This window comes from Conservatibacter flavescens (assembly GCF_002795425.1).
Classification (GTDB): Bacteria; Pseudomonadota; Gammaproteobacteria; order Enterobacterales; family Pasteurellaceae; genus Conservatibacter; species Conservatibacter flavescens.
Window position 1 is genome coordinate 66,475 of sequence record NZ_PHHA01000006.1, and the last position, 16,996, is coordinate 83,470.

Sequence of the window (16,996 nt, forward strand, 5' to 3'; positions counted from 1 at the left end):
ACATGTATCAAGTCAATATCGATCTACAAATCGCCTGTGAAGATGAAAACAATTTACCCGATTTCGCACAAATTGAAACTTGGGCGAGTCGTGCTGTACAACCTAAAACACAAAATGTTGATATGACCGTGCGCATTGTAGACGAGGCCGAAAGCCATGAGCTTAATCTCACTTATCGTGGTAAAGACAAGCCGACAAACGTCCTCTCTTTTCCATTTGAATGCCCTGATGAAGTGGAATTACCATTGTTAGGTGATCTCATCATTTGTCGCCAAGTTGTTGAACAAGAAGCCCAAGAACAAGCAAAGCCTTTAATGGCGCACTGGGCACACATGGTGGTACACGGCAGCTTACATTTACTCGGTTATGACCATATTAATGATACAGATGCGGAAGAAATGGAAAACTTAGAAACCGAAATTATGCAAAGTTTAGGTTTTGATGATCCTTATCTTTGTGAAAAATAATGTTAGCTGCACGCCAATTTTATGTGATTGAAGCTGAAAAATTAGTCAATATCTTACCGCACTTTATGACAAAAAGTGCGGTCTGGATCGGCGATATTTTTTCTACCTTGCTCCCGACTTACACATTCAAACACGCGCCTAACCTCTTAGGACAAGAATTTGAAATTATTTTCTTTGATGCACGCCAAACTTTACATCTCGATGCGTTTGCGATTGCCAGTGGCACGTTAAAAGCGGGCGGTGTGTTATTGTTTGTTGTTGAACACTGGGAAAACTGGGAATATCAACAAGACCACGACAGCTTACGTTGGAGCGGACAACCCCATTCCATTAGCACGCCTCGCTTCCGTCACTGGTTTAAACAACAAATACATCATCATTTTCCACAATGTGATCAAGGGCTGCCTCAATCCGTTAATCCAGTATCAAACCATCAACATATGGCAACCCCCTCACAGCAAGCCATTATTGATATCATCATGCAGCAACAATCCGAGCTCTATTTCCTAACCGCAAAACGCGGAAGAGGAAAATCCGCATTAGCCGGCATGTTATCGACACAGCTCTACCATCAAGGCGCCTCTATCTATCTCACTGCGCCGAATAAAAATGCAGTCAACATTCTGCAAATTTTTGCCCAACAACCACTTAGCTTTATTGCGCCAGATGTACTTGCTCTTGCGATCCAACAAGATACTACGCAGTTTGCTGAAAGTTGGTTATTCGTTGATGAAGCCGCAACGATTCCCTTAGATTTATTACAGCAATTTTGCACCAGCTTCCGCCATATTCTATTTACGACAACCATTCACAGTTATGAAGGCACTGGACGCGGGTTTAAACTGAAATTTATGCAAAAAATACCACGTACTTTTCAGTCATTAGAACTCGATATTCCCCTGCGCTGGGCTGAAAATGATCCGTTAGAACAATTTGTTGAACAAAGCTTATTATTAAATGCCGAAGATCAATTGATTCAACCTGACTATAATGCCAAACAAGCAATCACTTATCGTCCCATGCTGACACAACAATCCTCCGTGCAGCAGCTAGCTCATGTCTATGGTTTGCTTTGTTTGGCGCATTACCGCACGACACCAACGGATCTACGTCGTTTATTTGATGCGCCTAAACAGCACTACTGGCTAGCCGAAACGCCTCATCACATAATCGGTTGTCTTTGGGCTACCGAAGAAGGCGGTATACAAGACAAAGCGCTCATTGAACATATTGTACAAGGCAAACGTCGACCACGTGGTAATTTAGTGCCACAATTACTTGCCTTCCAAACCCTTATCCCTGATTATTGTCAATTGAAGTCTTTACGTATCTCACGCATAGCCATTCAACCCAAATGGCAACAGCAGGGAATCGGTTCTATGCTCATTGCACAAATGGCTCAAGCGATGCAATCTACATTTGATTTTCTTTCTGTCAGTTTTGGTTATACTGCTGAACTTTTTCAGTTTTGGCAACAATGTGGATTTGAACCGGCTTATCTCAGTGATCACAAAGAAGCGAGTAGTGGCAGCTATAATATGGTGATGCTGAAAGGCCTCTCTTCGAAAGGAAAAGCGATCTGCCGATCTGCACAACAATATTTCCAACGTAATATAGCCCTTAGCTTCCACCCATTAGCCCATCAATTCATACCACCCTGTATTGACTGGCAATTCACAGCGGAAGATATGCAAAGCTTAAAAAACTTTGCCGATTCTCACCGCACTTTATCATCTGCATTACCCGCCATTCGCCGACTGCTACAAGGCTACTCCCAAAGGGAAAAACAACACGATTTCCCTTTACTTTTTGCCTACTTAAGCCATAAAAAAACCAACCAAGATAAAAAATCTTGGTTGGCACAATGTCGACTAGAAATTAAACGTGCTATCACACAAAATTTAACGTAGATGCGCTTGTCTGCGAATTTTGCGTAATAATAAAAATAACCATGGCCACAATAAGCCACTAATCAATGCCCCAATTAATTCTTGCCAATTAAAAATCGCGCTATGTAAGAAAAGCTCGACGAGGAAAATACTGATACGGATAACCGCAACAAACATCATAACCAGCAAACTTTGTTGCCATAAAGAAAAATTTCTTAAAATGAGATGATTCGCCGCAATTAAGTAGGCAAAGACAGATAAAACCAAAGCGTGTGTGCCTAACGTGGAACCTAACACGAGATCCCACAAGACACCTAAAGCAAAAGCACTGCCAATACTAATTTTATTCGGGATCGCCATGATCCAATAGGTTAACACCATCACTAACCATGCCGGACGAAAACCTTGAAATTCTATTGGCCAAGGCATAATTTCCATCACTAAGGCCAAAATAAAAATACAGAGTAAAATCAGCCATTGAACAAATAAATTACTGCGCATCTTGTTCTCCTTGCTCTTGCCCCACAGCTGGCGCTACTCTATCTACTGGCGCTGGCAGTTCCTCAACAGGCAAAGGTGCATGTTCAAAAACCGGCGGCTCCCCCAACTCTAATGCAGGATCATTTTCATTAGCCCCATCTGCTGTAGGTTGAGCTTCTGTTGACTGAGGTGTAAGCAACACTTCTTCTTTTTGATTCGCTAAACGTTGTTTAACCACATTACGTACATCTTCTGGAGAAGTATTCGCTTTACGCATTTCATCGCTCGTCGGCCACAATAATAATACATAGCGTAAACGTTCTAAAGATGCCAACGGCTTAACACTCACACTCGCAAAATAATTTGACCCATCTCGAGAAATCTTATCAACAATCCCTACGGGATACCCTTCTGGAAAACGACCGCCTAAGCCAGATGTGACCAACAAATCCCCTTTTTCAATATCTACCGAACGCGGCACATTTTCCAACGTCAATTCATCATTACGCCCAGAACCACTCGCAATAACACGCACATCATTGCGTAGAACTTGCAAAGGGATTCCATGTGTCACATCAGTTAAAAGCAAGACTCGGCTCGTTTTCGCGCCTACCGCGATAATTTGTCCCACAACGCCTTTTTCATCAATCACGGGTTGACCCACATATGCGCCGTCATTTTTCCCCTGATTAATCACAACTTGCTTACGATAAGCATCATTTTCAGCCGTCAACACCTCTGCGATTTTTTTATACTCATCTTGGCGCAATGGCGAGTTCAACAATAATCGTAAACGTTGGTTTTCAACCTTAAGATGGTCTAATAACAATAAATCTGCATTTTTTTCTAGTAATTGTTCTTTAATAATGCGATTTTCAATTTGCAGTTTTGACGTATCCACCAGATTATCAGACACACCATCAAGCACTGTACGTGGCGAGTTTGCAAGATAATATAAACCACCAATAGCCGTTTCCATTACGCTACGAGCCTTAATCATACTATTGGTTTGCCCATCTGACAGAATAAGTGCCACTGAGGCGATAATCGCCAACACTAAACGAATACCAAGAGAAGGCGCTTTTGCAAAAATAGGTTTCATTCCATATCCAACTAACAAAAGTGCGGTAAAATTGACCGCACTTTTTCTTTTATCACAAGTTGTTTAGCTTAGAGATCATCACTAAAAATGTCACCGCCGTGCATATCAATCATTTCTAACGCTTCACCACCACCACGAGCAACACAGGTTAATGGCTCATCTGCAATAATCACTGGCACGCCTGACTCTTTAGATAGCAATACATCAATATTACGTAATAACGCACCACCGCCGGTTAATACCATACCACGTTCAAAAATATCTGCAGCTAATTCAGGAGGACACTGCTCTAAGGCTGTACGTACAGCAGTCACAATGCCATTTAAAGGTTGCTGGATAGCTTCTAATACATCACGTGAAGTTAATTTAAATGTACGAGGTGCGCCTTCAGATAAATTGTGGCCATGCACTTCCATTTCAAAAATTTCATCGCCTTCCTGAATATAAGCAGAGCCTAATTCTTTCTTAATCCGCTCCGCTGTTGCCTCACCAATTGAAGAACCAAAAGTACGGCGTACATAAGCAATAATCGCCTCATCAAAACGATCGCCACCGATACGGACAGAGGAAGAGTATACGACTCCGTTTAAAGAAATCACCGCGACTTCAGTTGTACCACCACCAATATCAATCACCATAGATCCCGTCGCGGTTGAAACCGGTAATTTCGCTCCAATGGCAGCCGCCATTGGCTCTTCGATTAAATAAACCTCACGCGCGCCGGCACCAATAGCTGATTCCTTAATCGCACGGCGTTCTACTTGTGTCGCCCCTGCAGGTACACAGACCAAAACACGAGGACTTGGGCGCATAAAATTTCCACTATGCACTTGTTTAATAAAATATTGCAACATTTTTTCTGTTACAAAAAAATCCGCGATCACCCCATCTTTCATCGGACGAATCGCAGCAATGCTTTTCGGGGTACGCCCTAACATCATTTTGGCTTCTTTACCAACAGCAGCAATACTTTTTAAAGAACCCACTCGATCTTGACGGATTGCTACCACTGAAGGCTCATCTAACACAATTCCTTGTCCCTTAACATAGATCAATGTATTAGCTGTACCTAAATCAATAGAAAGGTCATTTGAAAACAGACCACGAATTTTTTTAAACATAATGATTCCGTTGAAACTTGAGAAAATAACACGTGATTTTACACGCAGAAAATTGGTGTTAAATTTACCAAAAAATACGGGGTTATAACAGAAAAATTTGTTATTCGTTGTGTAAATATAGTAAAAAACCTACCGCACTTTTTCTGACAAGGTTTTCGCCAATTAAAAGTGCGGTCTATTTTTTAAACTATTTTTTATTAAGAATGCCTTTTAAGAAACGCGCAGTATGTGAATGGGGATCTTGTGCCACATCTTCTGGCGTTCCTGTCGCAATGATTTGACCTCCGCCACTTCCCCCTTCCGGTCCAAGATCGACAATCCAATCAGCGGTTTTGATCACATCTAAATTATGTTCAATCACCACTATCGTATTGCCTTGATCCCGTAAACGATGTAGTACTTGTAACAATTGTTTAATATCGGCAAAATGTAAGCCCGTCGTTGGTTCATCGAGAATATATAAGGTTTTTCCCGTATCTCGCTTAGACAACTCCGTCGCTAATTTAACGCGTTGTGCTTCGCCTCCCGATAAGGTTGTTGAAGACTGCCCCAAACGAATATACGACAAACCGACATCAATCAATGTTTGCAATTTACGAGCAATCATAGGAATGGCATCGAAAAACTCTCTTGCCTCTTCCACTGTCATATCCAAGACCTGATGAATGCTTTTCCCCTTATAACGGACCTCTAAGGTTTCACGATTATAGCGTTTGCCCTTACACTGATCACACGGCACATAAACATCAGGTAAAAAGTGCATTTCGACTTTGATTACACCATCGCCTTGACAAGCTTCACAACGTCCACCGCGCACATTAAAACTAAAACGTCCAGGGTTATAACCACGCGCTCTCGCCTCAGGCACACCGGAAAATAACTCACGAATTGGAGTAAAAACCCCCGTATACGTCGCAGGGTTAGAACGAGGCGTGCGCCCAATTGGGCTTTGATCAATATCAATAACCTTATCAAAGAATTCCAACCCTTCAATAGATTGATAAGGCGCATGTTGGCTATTTTCCGCCCGATTTAGGGCATTTTGTGCTAAAGGAAACAAGGTATCATTGATCAAAGTGGATTTCCCTGATCCTGACACCCCTGTAATACAGGTAAATAAACCAACAGGAATTTCTAAATTGACATTTTTCAGATTATTACCACTCGCCCCGGATAATTTCAGCATTTTTTTCCGATCAAGTGCGGTACGTTTTGACGGAATTTCTATTTTTTCTTTACCCGACAAATATTTACCAGTAATAGACTGTGGATTAGCCATGATTTCTTTTGCTGTTCCCTCCGCAATAACTTGGCCACCATGCACACCCGCGCCCGGTCCAATATCAATAATATGATCTGCCGCCATAATCGCATCTTCATCATGTTCCACCACGATTACCGTATTGCCTAGATTGCGTAAATGAATTAATGTATTTAATAAACGTTCATTATCTCGTTGATGAAGCCCAATTGAAGGTTCATCTAATACATACATTACCCCAACCAAACCCGCACCTATTTGGCTTGCTAAACGGATACGTTGTGCCTCTCCTCCTGATAAGGTTTCGGCTGAACGAGACAGAGAAAGATAATTCAATCCCACATTCACCAAAAATTGCAAACGCTCTGTGATTTCTTTCAGAATTTTTTCAGCAATTTGTGCTTTTTGCCCTGTTAATGAAAGCTGTTCAAAGAAATTTAATGCGCCACCAATACTCATTTCCGACACATCAGGCAAAGTCGTTTTACCGATAAATACATGGCGCGCCTCAGGACGTAAACGGGATCCCCCACAATCCATACAAGATCGGTGGCTAATATGCTTCGCCAACTCCTCCCGAACAGACATGGATTCCGTTTCTTTATAACGGCGCGCCATATTATTTAAAATGCCCTCAAAGATATGACGACGAACCACAGTATCACCACGATCATTCACATATTGAAACTCAATTTCCTCTTTGCCTGAGCCATTTAAAATAATATGCTGAATTTTTTTCGGGAGATCTTCAAATGGCTTTTCGATGTCAAATCCATAATGTTTTGCGAGAGAGGTTAACATCTGATAATAGTAGAAATTACGACGATCCCAGCCTTTTATCGCTCCACTTGCTAATGACACACTCGGATTTTGTACCACACGCTTTTCGTCAAAAAATTGCTGAATTCCTAAGCCATCACAAGTCGGGCAAGCGCCAGCTGGATTATTAAAGGAAAATAAACGCGGCTCTAATTCCGGCACAGAATAACCACAATGTGGGCAAGCAAAGTTCGCTGAAAAAATCAACTCTTCCTGTTGCGGATTTTCCATATCCGCCACAACTGCTGTTCCACCAGACAACTCCAATGCCGTTTCAAAAGATTCTGCCAATCTTGTGGCCAAATCAGACCGCACTTTAAACCGATCGACCACCACCTCAATAGTATGTTTCTTCTGTAATTCTAATTTTGGCGGATCGGATAAATCACAAATTTCACCATCAATACGCGCGCGAATATAACCTTGCGCAGCAATATGTTCCAGTATTTTAACATGCTCCCCTTTACGCGCTCTCACAACTGGCGCAAGCAACATCATTTTGCTGCCTTCCGGTAAGGTCATCACCTTATCTACCATTTGACTGATGGTTTGTGCAGTTAAGGCTACATCATGCGTAGGGCAACGCGGCTCCCCAACGCGGGCAAACAATAAGCGTAAATAATCATGTACTTCAGTAATTGTCCCCACCGTAGAACGTGGGTTATGAGAAGTGGACTTCTGCTCAATAGAAATAGCGGGCGAAAGGCCTTCAATATGATCCACATCAGGCTTTTCCATAAGAGATAAAAACTGACGTGCATAAGCCGAAAGGGATTCCACATAACGGCGTTGCCCTTCCGCATAAAGCGTATCAAATGCTAATGAAGACTTCCCTGACCCTGATAATCCGGTAATGACAATCAATTTATCACGGGGTATTGTCAAATTCACATTTTTTAAATTATGGGTTCTCGCACCACGAATTTCTATTTTATCCATTCTAAAACCGTCAAAAAATCTCAAATTTGGAATCATTATCGCACTTTTATTAAAACTGTTCAAATATCCAGTGGAATTTAATAGACCTTTTTAAATTTTTCAGGCAAAATAAACAAAAATTTTTACCTAATCAAACAAGAGGAAATTATGGCCGGTGTAAATAAAGTGATTATCGTGGGTAATTTAGGTAACGATCCTGAAATGAGAACAATGCCAAATGGCGAGGCTGTTGCGAATATCAGTGTTGCTACAAGTGAAAGCTGGATGGATAAAAATACGGGAGAGCGCCGTGAAGTCACTGAATGGCATCGCATTGTCTTTTATCGCCGTCAAGCTGAAGTTTGTGGCGAATATCTACGTAAAGGCTCAAAAGTCTATGTAGAAGGACGTTTAAGAACACGTAAATGGCAAGATCAAAACGGTCAAGATCGTTATACCACTGAAATCCAAGGTGATGTATTACAAATGCTAGACAGCCGTGCTGATCGTGGACAAGGTGGTTATAGCGCCCCACAATCAACCCCAGCTCAACCAAGCTATCAATCCCGTCCAGCACAACAAAAAGCCACCCCACAGCCTGAACCTGCTATGGATGCTTTTGATGATGATATTCCGTTCTAAGTTACGTATAATTTAAAAACATAAATTTTAAAGCTAGACATTCAAGAGAATCCCTGAAAGACAAGGATTCTCTTTTTTTGCACTTATTTTATGCACACTTTATTTAATCATATTAATATATTATTTTTGTAAAATTTAATTACTTATATAAGTTAGAAACAGTCATTTTTTCAAGTCAAGAATACTTTCCTCTATTACTTAATTAGAACTCATTAGGCTAATAACAACATAGACTTATTTTCACCTTTAAACAGAAAAAGTAAGTGTACATTTATCCGAAATACTACACCGTTATGCCGTCAAGCAAAAAACTACCACGATAAGCGTAAGCACACCCAAGTGGTTAGGGGAAATTTTATGAGTTTTCAATAACTCAAACCATTAGAAGGGCTAACAGTTTGAGTTGTAGATAGAGATATTATAAGAAATTTGAGTTATGGGGATAATTGAGAATTTTGATAGTTTATATATGTTTTGAAACTAAGCTAAAGAGGTTTTGTCTCAACATATTTTCAGCTTCTGAAATATTCATTCTCCACATATCTGCCAATATTGCAATAGCAATATTGGCATCCCAAGGAAATAAAGCTTGTGCTTTAATATTCCCAAAAGGTCCATCGGTTTCAATCAATATTTTTTCTATTGGCATGACTTGAACCAACTCATAACCCTTTTTGCTGCTTAACATTGCAGGCCCCACAGAAAAATAGCACCCCATTTCAATCGCTCGTTTTAACTGTTGTTTTGTGCCTGAAAACCAATGAAGGATTGGCAAATTATCATTTACTTGACTTAATTCATCTAGCACAGCATTTGAACTCATTCTAGAATGTATACTTAATATTTTTCCACCAGATTTTGCTGAACTTCTTAAAATATGGCGAAAGACTTTTAATTGAATATCCCAATACCTTTTAAACTCTTTTCCACCGTCTAAACCTATTTCACCGACATAACGTGTTTGACCTAATAAATCATCAAATAGCTCTAATTCCAGCCAACGCTCATGAGCCAATTGAGGATGTAAACCCAAAGCAGTTCGTATACGAGGACAATTTTTTGCTAATAAATTAGTGCCATGCCACGCTTTTGGGGTAGTTGTTACTGATAAAACATAAATATCTTCATTTTGACACTGCTTAACAACAGCGTAAGGATTTGGATATAAATCCAAATGGCAATGCATATCCATCATAATATTTCTTTTGCTATTAAAAGTTGTTCCACTTCATTCAATCCATTCATAAAAACATCAGCAAACTGATTTAATTGTTGAATGGGTAATGAACCACTTTGTAAAACCCATTGATGCATATTACTATGATTTTTTCGACGAATAGCACTAATTAAAGCAAATAAATCATCTTTTCTGTCCTGATTTGTCAAAACTTTTCGAATATCATTGAATTCATATTCAGCATCATTCGTTATACCTGCATAATATAATGATGCTCTACGAATCAAGCAGGGAACACAAACTCCACATTGTTGATTTTTGCGTTTCCAATGACTACATGAAACAGTATCAGGGATAATTTGCTGCAATAATGGTAAATTTTTACATTCTGCTATCATTTGTCCTTTGGTTTTAAATTGATACGGATTTTTTAAAGAAAAAGGAATATTGACTGCTGTAAGTAACTTTTGTAATTCTTGAATAAAGTAAGGGTGTGTAGTTCGTGTGCTCAACGTTCCTAATCGGCGTGGTGTTAAAGGTGCATTGATTGAAATTACCCCATTTTCAGGTACGAAAATATCAATCTCTTTTTGTACCACCTCCTGTAAAGCACAAGCTGATACAATTGCAAATGCTAAAAAATTTAAGCTTCTGGTTCGCATTGTGATTTCAGCAGTCCTGCCATTATTTAAATGTGGCTGTGCAATCGCATTAAATTGAGAAAATTGATTGGCATAACGACTTTGATTAAATTTTTCAACAATCATTTGCTGATGTGATTTATCACCTTTATAAGAATGACTAACCAAAACAGGTGAATACCCCTGCTCCAATAAATCAATTGCTCCAATCGCCGAATCTAAACCACCTGAAAATAAACAAACACTGTCTTTATTTCTTAAATCTACCAATTTGGTTCGGCCGTTTAATTTATAAGGTTTTGGTGGTAATTGTCCATCTTCTTGAAAATTAAATTGCCAAATATCGCCACTCAAAAAGTGTAAAATTTGCTCTAAATGTGCTTTATTTGCATGCCAAATATCAGGCTGGCATAAGGGTAAAGTAATAGAAAAAGAGCGACACCAACCATTTGCTGTATCTTTTCGCAAAACAAAAGTATCTGCTGCTGTAACTGCCATAGCAATGGTTAGAAAATCCATTACTTGATTATTGAGTTCAACACCTAATCTTCTTACCCGATCTAAAACCATATTACCAATATGAGCAATTTGTAGATTTTTATCGCCCATACCATAAAGACGAATAGGTAAAACACCATTAGATAAATGTTTTAATTGCTCAATATCGTGATGAAAAACTAATTGTGTCATCAATCATTCTCCCATTCTTCCCAAATATCTAAAATGGCTTGGTTTTGAATTTCTTGCATTTGCTCTGTTGTTAAATGAAAAATATCATCCGTAAATTTAGTAGCAAGCGTAATATCCACCACTTCACGAATTAATTGCCTTAAATCATTTTCTGCTTCAGCAATTTGCACTGGATTATTGCCTTTATTCCATGCATTTCCTGCATCATGGCTGATTTGTATAAAGATACTTTCAGTCAAATAACAAATCATCATTTTACCAATGACTTCAACGGTAACGCTATTTTCATCAAAAGTGGTCATTCCTTCCAAAGCTTCTGATAACGCGATATTCATTGCATAACGAATCTTGTCTGAATCACCGTGATGACCAGCCAAAAGCTCGGTAATTTGATTGATAACCTCATCGCAAGGCTGACCATTTAAACTGTGTAAATTAACTGAATATTGTTGTTGCTGACCATCTGAGAAAATGCCAAATAAGCCCGAGCCTGCTTGGGTAATTTTCCCCAGTTTTTGTACAGATATATGCTTGCCACCACTGGCTTTTCTAGCATAATGACCGAGTGCTTTACGCACACTCTCACGCCCACCACCTAGTACAGCCCTACCAATTGCTTGACGCACTCCCTTTAGCCTCTGCGGAACTGGGATTTGTGGTGGTGTTTGGTTGTCATCAACCCAAGAAGGCAATAGAGGCGAACGACCATTTGGTCCTACGCTAGATTGTGAAGTACCCATTGATTACTCCTTATACCAAGGTGCGTTTTCTAATCTTTTCTTAAGCCAAAGATAATTAACACCTTTATTTTTTAATTCAATAATAAAACGATTTAAAATTTTTGCACCATCTTCTGAACTTTCTGCCAACAAACAAGCCCCCATAAAACCTTCTGGACTTTTATCCCAATTATCCACTTTTCTTAATTGTTCAATTAAGGCTTCCATCACAGAAATTTGCTCAGCCATTGTTAATTCCTGAATAGTATTTTTTGTATTTTGTGTACCTGTTCTTGCTGCGATTTTAAGTAAAACGCTTAAAGCTTCTTGGGCGTTTTGAGAAAGTTGAGCAGTATAAGTATTTAAAGGTATGGTCTCTCTGAATAAATAAATCGCAGCTCGCAAATCAACATCGGATAATTTGGGCTCTAATTTTACCCATTCTTTGATAAATGTTTGAATAGATTTATTTTCGGATAGAGTGGATAAGTTCTCCTCATTATCATTTTCTAGCTCTTTTAATAGTTCAGACTTTCCATATCCTTCATTAATAAGGTGATAAAATTTTGTTACTACATCAGCATCCACGCATCGCTCAAAAATCACTAATTTAGTAATAATTGCTTCATCTAATGGCATTTGACGCTTGTCTGCAATTTTGGTACGCATTTTAATGGTGTTTAAAATACGTTTCACAATTCTAGGGTTACCATAAATATTGGGTGAATTTGCCAATAAAGGGGCTATTCTGTTAGCTCGTTCAAAATCTAACAATAGAGCGTGATTATCTTTCTCTCCAATAGTTTCTGCTGCTTGTTCAGGGGTTAAGGATTGATTTTGCCAAGATAGTTGTAAATGGGTTTCTAAAAATTGACGTAAATTTGCTAATTTTTCGGTAGATAATTGTTGATGAATGGAATACAGCATGTACAAATACGCACGGATTTCAAGAACACCTGCTTTCGGTACACGAATAGGAATTTGAATGAGTTTGTCCAAATAATCTATTTGATGACGATAAGACAAATCTTTGTAATGCTCTGCAACCGAATGACGAATCATTTCCTCGTCAGCCGCAATAATAAAAGCGGTGCGATTTAAGAATAAGAATAAACGAATAGCCTCCAATGTTTGAATGGCATTAGCAGGCAAACATCGGTCAAGATTATCAATTACAATAACTAGCTTTTTATCTAACTCCTGTAATATTTCGCCATATTCTTTTCTAAACGCATCAATTTGTTGTGGTGGGGTTTGTTTCTCTTTTGCTTTGATAAGATTTCTTCCTGAATCAATAACTTCTTTTCCAGTGTCTACAACTTGCTTACTTTCAGTTTCATCTTGAATGCCATCCAAAGAATTTTGAGCAGTACCAAATATTTTGGAAACCAAACCAAAAGTAGGAACACCTGCTGCTAAAGCAGCTCCTTCAGCAAGCAAACCTGCTAAACGCAGACCATCAATTCTGGCTAATAAATTTTTGGATTTTTGCAAGATAGTTTCTTCACTCTTGGCAGCCTGAATTAAATGATTTGCAATTGTTTCCAAAAGTGCTGCTCTGGCATCATCAAACCCCTGATAAAGCCAAGCATCAAATTTAATTATAATCCACTCATCAGGTTCGATTTGTTGCTCAATCAAATTTAACAAGGAGGACTTACCTGCCCCCCAATTACCAAAAATACCTATTGAAACTGGTAGCATAGTTTCAGTTTCCAATATTTCAGTAACAATTTGGGATACTTCACCAAAATTGAGATAGTCTTCTTTAGATTCGATGTCTGACCACATAAATGACTCTCATTTATCAAATATAGTCTTTATATTTTAACACGCTTTCAACAGACATTTTTAATGTTTTATAATTATAAAATATGTGGGAAGTTAGAATAAAAATCCGCCCGTAATTAAACCACCCTCAATCCTTAGACATCAATCTAAGTAAAATTAGGCTAGTTTTTTACCCTTGGGGGACGGTTTATTTACGAGCGGATTTTTATTTACATTGGATAAATATTACCAATACACTCTCAGTCCGATGACTGCAATTTTATCTTTGCTGGTTTCCGTTCTAATGTGATTGGTCTCTGTTTTAGCATGGACATATTGTCCTTCCACAAAGGTTTTTACACGAAATGGTTGGCCTTCACTTGGTTTAAGGAGGACATATTCTGTTCCAATCATGTATTTATTACGTTTAATTTTGCTATCATTACTGAGGTTATTTTCGCGTTTTGTAACGTGATAACCATATTGGGTATAAATATTCCAACTTGGTGTTAAACGATGAAAAATCACAGTTCGTAATTCTCGGTCTGTTGTGCGACGTAAATTCACTGCATTCGTTTGTTGATTTGAGATAATGCGTTGATCGAGATCTAAACCCAATGTGGTGTTGGCATAGGTATAGGCTGAGCCGATGGAATAGACTGTGCGACTATAGGTCGATCCATTGGCATTAGCATAACGTTCGCGATCTGCACCAAAGGCGATGGTTGCTCGTTGTCCTTCGGCTGGTGTCCATTTATAAATAGCGGCACCGCCATAGCTGTCAATGCGACGATTTGTTCGTTTTGTCATATTGCTATTACGATCAGAGTCAAATCCATAGAATGCGGCTAACGTTAATCCCGGCACACCTTTATAAACGTATTGTAGAGCGTTACGCTGGGTGGTGTTGTAGTAGCCATCTGAAATACTCAGTGTGTTCGGTAAATCGGTTTGTTTGACATAATCAGTATAGGCAAGTTGGTGGCCATAAGTCAGTTCACCGTATTTTTTATGCCCAATACCGGCATAAGCATAATGCGTATAAATATGATCGAAATTGTGCTGAGAACTGGAGCGACCATAGCTGTCAGCACCACGAAAACGGAATTGCATACGTCCTACCGCATAGAAATCATCGCTTAGTGCTTGAGTAATTTTAAAACCTACACGAGAGCCATTATTCTGAATGGCTTTATTCACGTGTTCTTTTTCAGTACTTGTTGGCGTTTCAGTTTTATTTGATTCGCTACGCCATTGTAAACGTAAGGAACCGTCTACATCAATTTTGGTTTTTTCGTTATCAAATAGGGTATAAGCTTGTGCTGAGCTAGTAGTCAAAGCGACTAAAGCGGCAGCCAGGGTCAGTTTTTTCATAATGGTACATCTCTTAAGTTAAGTAAAGTTGAAGTGAATCTGTTTGATTCTGAAATTTAGCAAGCCAGTATGGTTTTTTCCAATGACTGTTTTGCATGTGATAGTTTATTTTGTTATAAGGCTGTGAACTATTTTTTGAATTTATGCCACATTTTATCTTCTTGTCCACGCCATAAACGTTGGATATTGTCATGATGTCGGTAAATAAGTAGACAGCATACTAATGCAACAGGAAAGGTAAATTCCGGTTTTACCCACCAAACAATAAAAGGGATAATGAGCGCAGTGACAACTGCACTAAGAGAAGAATAGCCACTGATGAGGAAGACAAGTAGCCAGCAGCCTAGCATTGAGCCGGCAACCGACCACGAAATTGGTGCAATAGAACCAAAAGCCGTTGCAACGCCTTTTCCGCCTTTGAATTTAAAAAATATCGGGAAAATATGGCCTAGACAAGCACCTAGTGCGACCATTCCGAGTTCAAATTGCGTTAAGCCAAGATAATATCCGCCCCAAACAGGTAACATGCCTTTGAGTATATCGCAAATCAATACACTGATGGCGACACTTTTTCCGCCAATACGCAATACATTGGTTGCGCCGGGATTGTGAGATCCTTCGGTGCGAGGATCCGGTAATCCGGTCATTTTACAAATTAAAATTGCACTCGAAATCGAGCCGAGTAAATAGGCAAAAAATAAATAAAAAATGGCGAAAATACTCATGAGGCCGACCTTATTTTCACAAGCGAAAAATTTTGTTCGTCTATTGTACATAAAGTTGGTAGCATACGCCTAACAGAATTTTTAAATAATAAGGGGAAATCAATGATCGATCGTATTTTTATTGAGGAACTGACTGTGTTTGCTCAGATTGGGGTGTATGAGTGGGAGCAACAAATTAAGCAGCGTTTGATTTTTGACGTGGAAATGGCATGGGATAGCCGTCAAGCTGGAGAAACTGACAATTTAGCTTTTGCGCTTAATTATGCAGAGGTGAGCCAATTTATCATTGATTATGTGGAGAGTAAGCCCTTTTTATTGATTGAAACGGTGGCTAACGATGTTGCAAAACAGCTGCAAGATCGCTTTGGTATTTCGTGGTTACGTATTAAATTAAGCAAGCCGAAAGCGGTAGCGCAAGCACGAAATGTGGGGATTATTATTGAACGTGGCCAGCTAACATAAGGTTAACAGCTCGGCTAAATGCGTTATTTCGACCGTTGGTAATATACGCGCTTGAGGGAAACTATTAAGCCCTTTGTTGCTTAAATTGAGCCAAACAGCTTGATAGCCTGCGGATATGGCTCCTTGAACGTCGGTTTCTAAATTGTCTCCGATATGCAATATTTCATGAGGAGAAAGCTTAAGCTTTTGAGCCGCTTGTAGGAACAAATCCTGATGCGGTTTTGCACGTCCGTGTTTACCGCCACAGAGTATTAAATCAAATTGTGTAAAGCCAATTTTTTGTGGATCAACGTTGCCATTTGTGATGGCGATGAGTGAATAACGTTGTTTAAGTTGATCTAATATGCTGAAGCTTTGTGCTGGCACATCAATATGATGTCGCCACTGCAAGAAGACCGCCATACTTTGTTGAGAAATTTGATCAATTTCAACCGCACTTTTTCCTTGTTGTCGCAAGATAGCCTCTATTGTAGCAAAGCGCCATGCGGTAACATCTTCAGCGATTAAGCCGATTTGGTATGCGGTTTGTTTTTTCCAATTATGCCAATTTGCTACACTGAGGTTTAATTGACTAAGTTGATTAAATGCCATTAAAAATTGCTGTTCAGCCAAGAGAATCACGCTGTGATTTTCATACAAGGTATCGTCAAGATCGAAGCTAATCGCCTTAAATGGTTGCAAATTGCGATAATAAATCATGTTTTTTCTCTCTGTGAACGGTTGCGAAATTTTATAGCAC

15 protein-coding genes are annotated in these 16,996 nt (G+C 39.2%); 4 read left to right on the plus strand and 11 right to left on the minus strand.

Going from position 1 to position 16,996, the window contains the following annotated elements; translation table 11 throughout:
- The first annotated feature begins 2 nt into the window (after positions 1–2).
- The gene (gene ybeY, locus CVP05_RS04400) at positions 3–467 is read left to right on the plus strand and encodes an rRNA maturation RNase YbeY (RefSeq protein WP_100288371.1); all 465 of its coding nucleotides are present in this window, start codon (positions 3–5) and stop codon (positions 465–467) included.
- Positions 467–2,377: a tRNA(Met) cytidine acetyltransferase TmcA gene (locus CVP05_RS04405; protein WP_100288372.1), complete on the plus strand. Its 1,911-nt coding sequence runs from the start codon at positions 467–469 to the stop codon at positions 2,375–2,377. The genes ybeY and CVP05_RS04405 overlap by 1 nt, the downstream gene beginning before the upstream one ends.
- Here CVP05_RS04405 and mreD read toward each other — a convergent pair.
- The 4 genes from mreD to uvrA all read right to left on the minus strand — a co-directional run bounded on the left by mreD (position 2,369) and on the right by uvrA (position 8,078).
- The gene (gene mreD / locus CVP05_RS04410) at positions 2,369–2,857 is read right to left on the minus strand and encodes a rod shape-determining protein MreD (RefSeq protein ID WP_100288373.1); all 489 of its coding nucleotides are present in this window, start codon (positions 2,855–2,857) and stop codon (positions 2,369–2,371) included. The genes CVP05_RS04405 and mreD overlap by 9 nt on opposite strands.
- Positions 2,847–3,938 carry a rod shape-determining protein MreC gene (gene mreC / locus CVP05_RS04415; protein WP_100288374.1) on the minus strand — a complete coding sequence of 364 codons (1,092 nt, stop codon included), beginning with the start codon at positions 3,936–3,938 and terminating at the stop codon, positions 2,847–2,849. The genes mreD and mreC overlap by 11 nt, the downstream gene beginning before the upstream one ends.
- Before the next feature lie 68 nt (positions 3,939–4,006).
- On the minus strand, positions 4,007–5,062 hold the full coding sequence (locus CVP05_RS04420) for a rod shape-determining protein (protein ID WP_100288375.1): 1,056 nt from the start codon (positions 5,060–5,062) through the stop codon (positions 4,007–4,009).
- A gap of 184 nt (positions 5,063–5,246) precedes the next feature.
- Positions 5,247–8,078: an excinuclease ABC subunit UvrA gene (gene uvrA / locus CVP05_RS04425; RefSeq protein ID WP_100288376.1), complete on the minus strand. Its 2,832-nt coding sequence runs from the start codon at positions 8,076–8,078 to the stop codon at positions 5,247–5,249.
- Positions 8,079–8,225: 147 nt separating this feature from the next.
- Between uvrA and CVP05_RS04430 the strand changes: the two genes are divergently transcribed.
- A complete protein-coding gene (locus tag CVP05_RS04430; protein WP_100288377.1) occupies positions 8,226–8,699 on the plus strand; it encodes a single-stranded DNA-binding protein in 474 nt (157 codons plus the stop codon).
- 463 nt (positions 8,700–9,162) lie between these two features.
- Here CVP05_RS04430 and qatD read toward each other — a convergent pair whose 3' ends face one another.
- The 6 genes from qatD to plsY all read right to left on the minus strand — a co-directional run bounded on the left by qatD (position 9,163) and on the right by plsY (position 15,795).
- Positions 9,163–9,894 (minus strand): Qat anti-phage system TatD family nuclease QatD, encoded by a 732-nt coding sequence (gene qatD / locus CVP05_RS04435; RefSeq protein WP_100288378.1) that lies wholly within the window; start codon positions 9,892–9,894, stop codon positions 9,163–9,165.
- Complete coding sequence (gene qatC / locus CVP05_RS04440) at positions 9,891–11,207, minus strand: Qat anti-phage system QueC-like protein QatC (protein WP_100288379.1); 1,317 nt, start codon at positions 11,205–11,207, stop codon at positions 9,891–9,893. Before qatC ends, qatD begins: the two co-directional genes overlap by 4 nt.
- A complete protein-coding gene (locus CVP05_RS04445) occupies positions 11,207–11,947 on the minus strand; it encodes a hypothetical protein (RefSeq protein WP_100288380.1) in 741 nt (246 codons plus the stop codon). Before CVP05_RS04445 ends, qatC begins: the two co-directional genes overlap by 1 nt.
- 3 nt (positions 11,948–11,950) lie before the next feature.
- Entirely contained in the window at positions 11,951–13,717 is a 1,767-nt protein-coding gene (locus CVP05_RS04450; protein ID WP_100288381.1) for a KAP family P-loop NTPase fold protein, read from the minus strand.
- 225 nt (positions 13,718–13,942) lie between these two features.
- A complete protein-coding gene (locus CVP05_RS04455) occupies positions 13,943–15,070 on the minus strand; it encodes a porin (RefSeq protein ID WP_100288382.1) in 1,128 nt (375 codons plus the stop codon).
- 128 nt (positions 15,071–15,198) lie between these two features.
- The gene (gene plsY, locus CVP05_RS04460; protein WP_100288383.1) at positions 15,199–15,795 is read right to left on the minus strand and encodes a glycerol-3-phosphate 1-O-acyltransferase PlsY; all 597 of its coding nucleotides are present in this window, start codon (positions 15,793–15,795) and stop codon (positions 15,199–15,201) included.
- Between the two features lie 102 nt (positions 15,796–15,897).
- On the opposite strand from plsY, the gene folB reads away from it, so the two are divergent.
- Entirely contained in the window at positions 15,898–16,257 is a 360-nt protein-coding gene (gene folB, locus CVP05_RS04465; protein ID WP_100288384.1) for a dihydroneopterin aldolase, read from the plus strand.
- On the opposite strand, the gene CVP05_RS04470 is transcribed toward folB, so the two are convergent.
- A complete protein-coding gene (locus CVP05_RS04470; protein ID WP_100288385.1) occupies positions 16,249–16,956 on the minus strand; it encodes an HAD-IA family hydrolase in 708 nt (235 codons plus the stop codon). The genes folB and CVP05_RS04470 overlap by 9 nt on opposite strands.
- Between the last annotated feature and the right edge of the window lie 40 nt (positions 16,957–16,996).

Coding starts and splice junctions, on each gene's coding strand:
- folB (WP_100288384.1), top strand. CDS start 15,898: ATGATCGATCGTATTTTTATTGAGGAACTGACTGTGTTTGCTCAGATT.
- ybeY (WP_100288371.1), top strand. CDS start 3: ATGTATCAAGTCAATATCGATCTACAAATCGCCTGTGAAGATGAAAAC.
- qatC (WP_100288379.1), bottom strand. CDS start 11,207: ATGACACAATTAGTTTTTCATCACGATATTGAGCAATTAAAACATTTA.
- mreD (WP_100288373.1), bottom strand. CDS start 2,857: ATGCGCAGTAATTTATTTGTTCAATGGCTGATTTTACTCTGTATTTTT.
- CVP05_RS04450 (WP_100288381.1), bottom strand. CDS start 13,717: ATGTGGTCAGACATCGAATCTAAAGAAGACTATCTCAATTTTGGTGAA.
- CVP05_RS04470 (WP_100288385.1), bottom strand. CDS start 16,956: ATGATTTATTATCGCAATTTGCAACCATTTAAGGCGATTAGCTTCGAT.
- mreC (WP_100288374.1), bottom strand. CDS start 3,938: ATGAAACCTATTTTTGCAAAAGCGCCTTCTCTTGGTATTCGTTTAGTG.
- CVP05_RS04430 (WP_100288377.1), top strand. CDS start 8,226: ATGGCCGGTGTAAATAAAGTGATTATCGTGGGTAATTTAGGTAACGAT.
- CVP05_RS04445 (WP_100288380.1), bottom strand. CDS start 11,947: ATGGGTACTTCACAATCTAGCGTAGGACCAAATGGTCGTTCGCCTCTA.
- uvrA (WP_100288376.1), bottom strand. CDS start 8,078: ATGGATAAAATAGAAATTCGTGGTGCGAGAACCCATAATTTAAAAAAT.
- CVP05_RS04405 (WP_100288372.1), top strand. CDS start 467: ATGTTAGCTGCACGCCAATTTTATGTGATTGAAGCTGAAAAATTAGTC.
- qatD (WP_100288378.1), bottom strand. CDS start 9,894: ATGATGGATATGCATTGCCATTTGGATTTATATCCAAATCCTTACGCT.
- CVP05_RS04455 (WP_100288382.1), bottom strand. CDS start 15,070: ATGAAAAAACTGACCCTGGCTGCCGCTTTAGTCGCTTTGACTACTAGC.
- plsY (WP_100288383.1), bottom strand. CDS start 15,795: ATGAGTATTTTCGCCATTTTTTATTTATTTTTTGCCTATTTACTCGGC.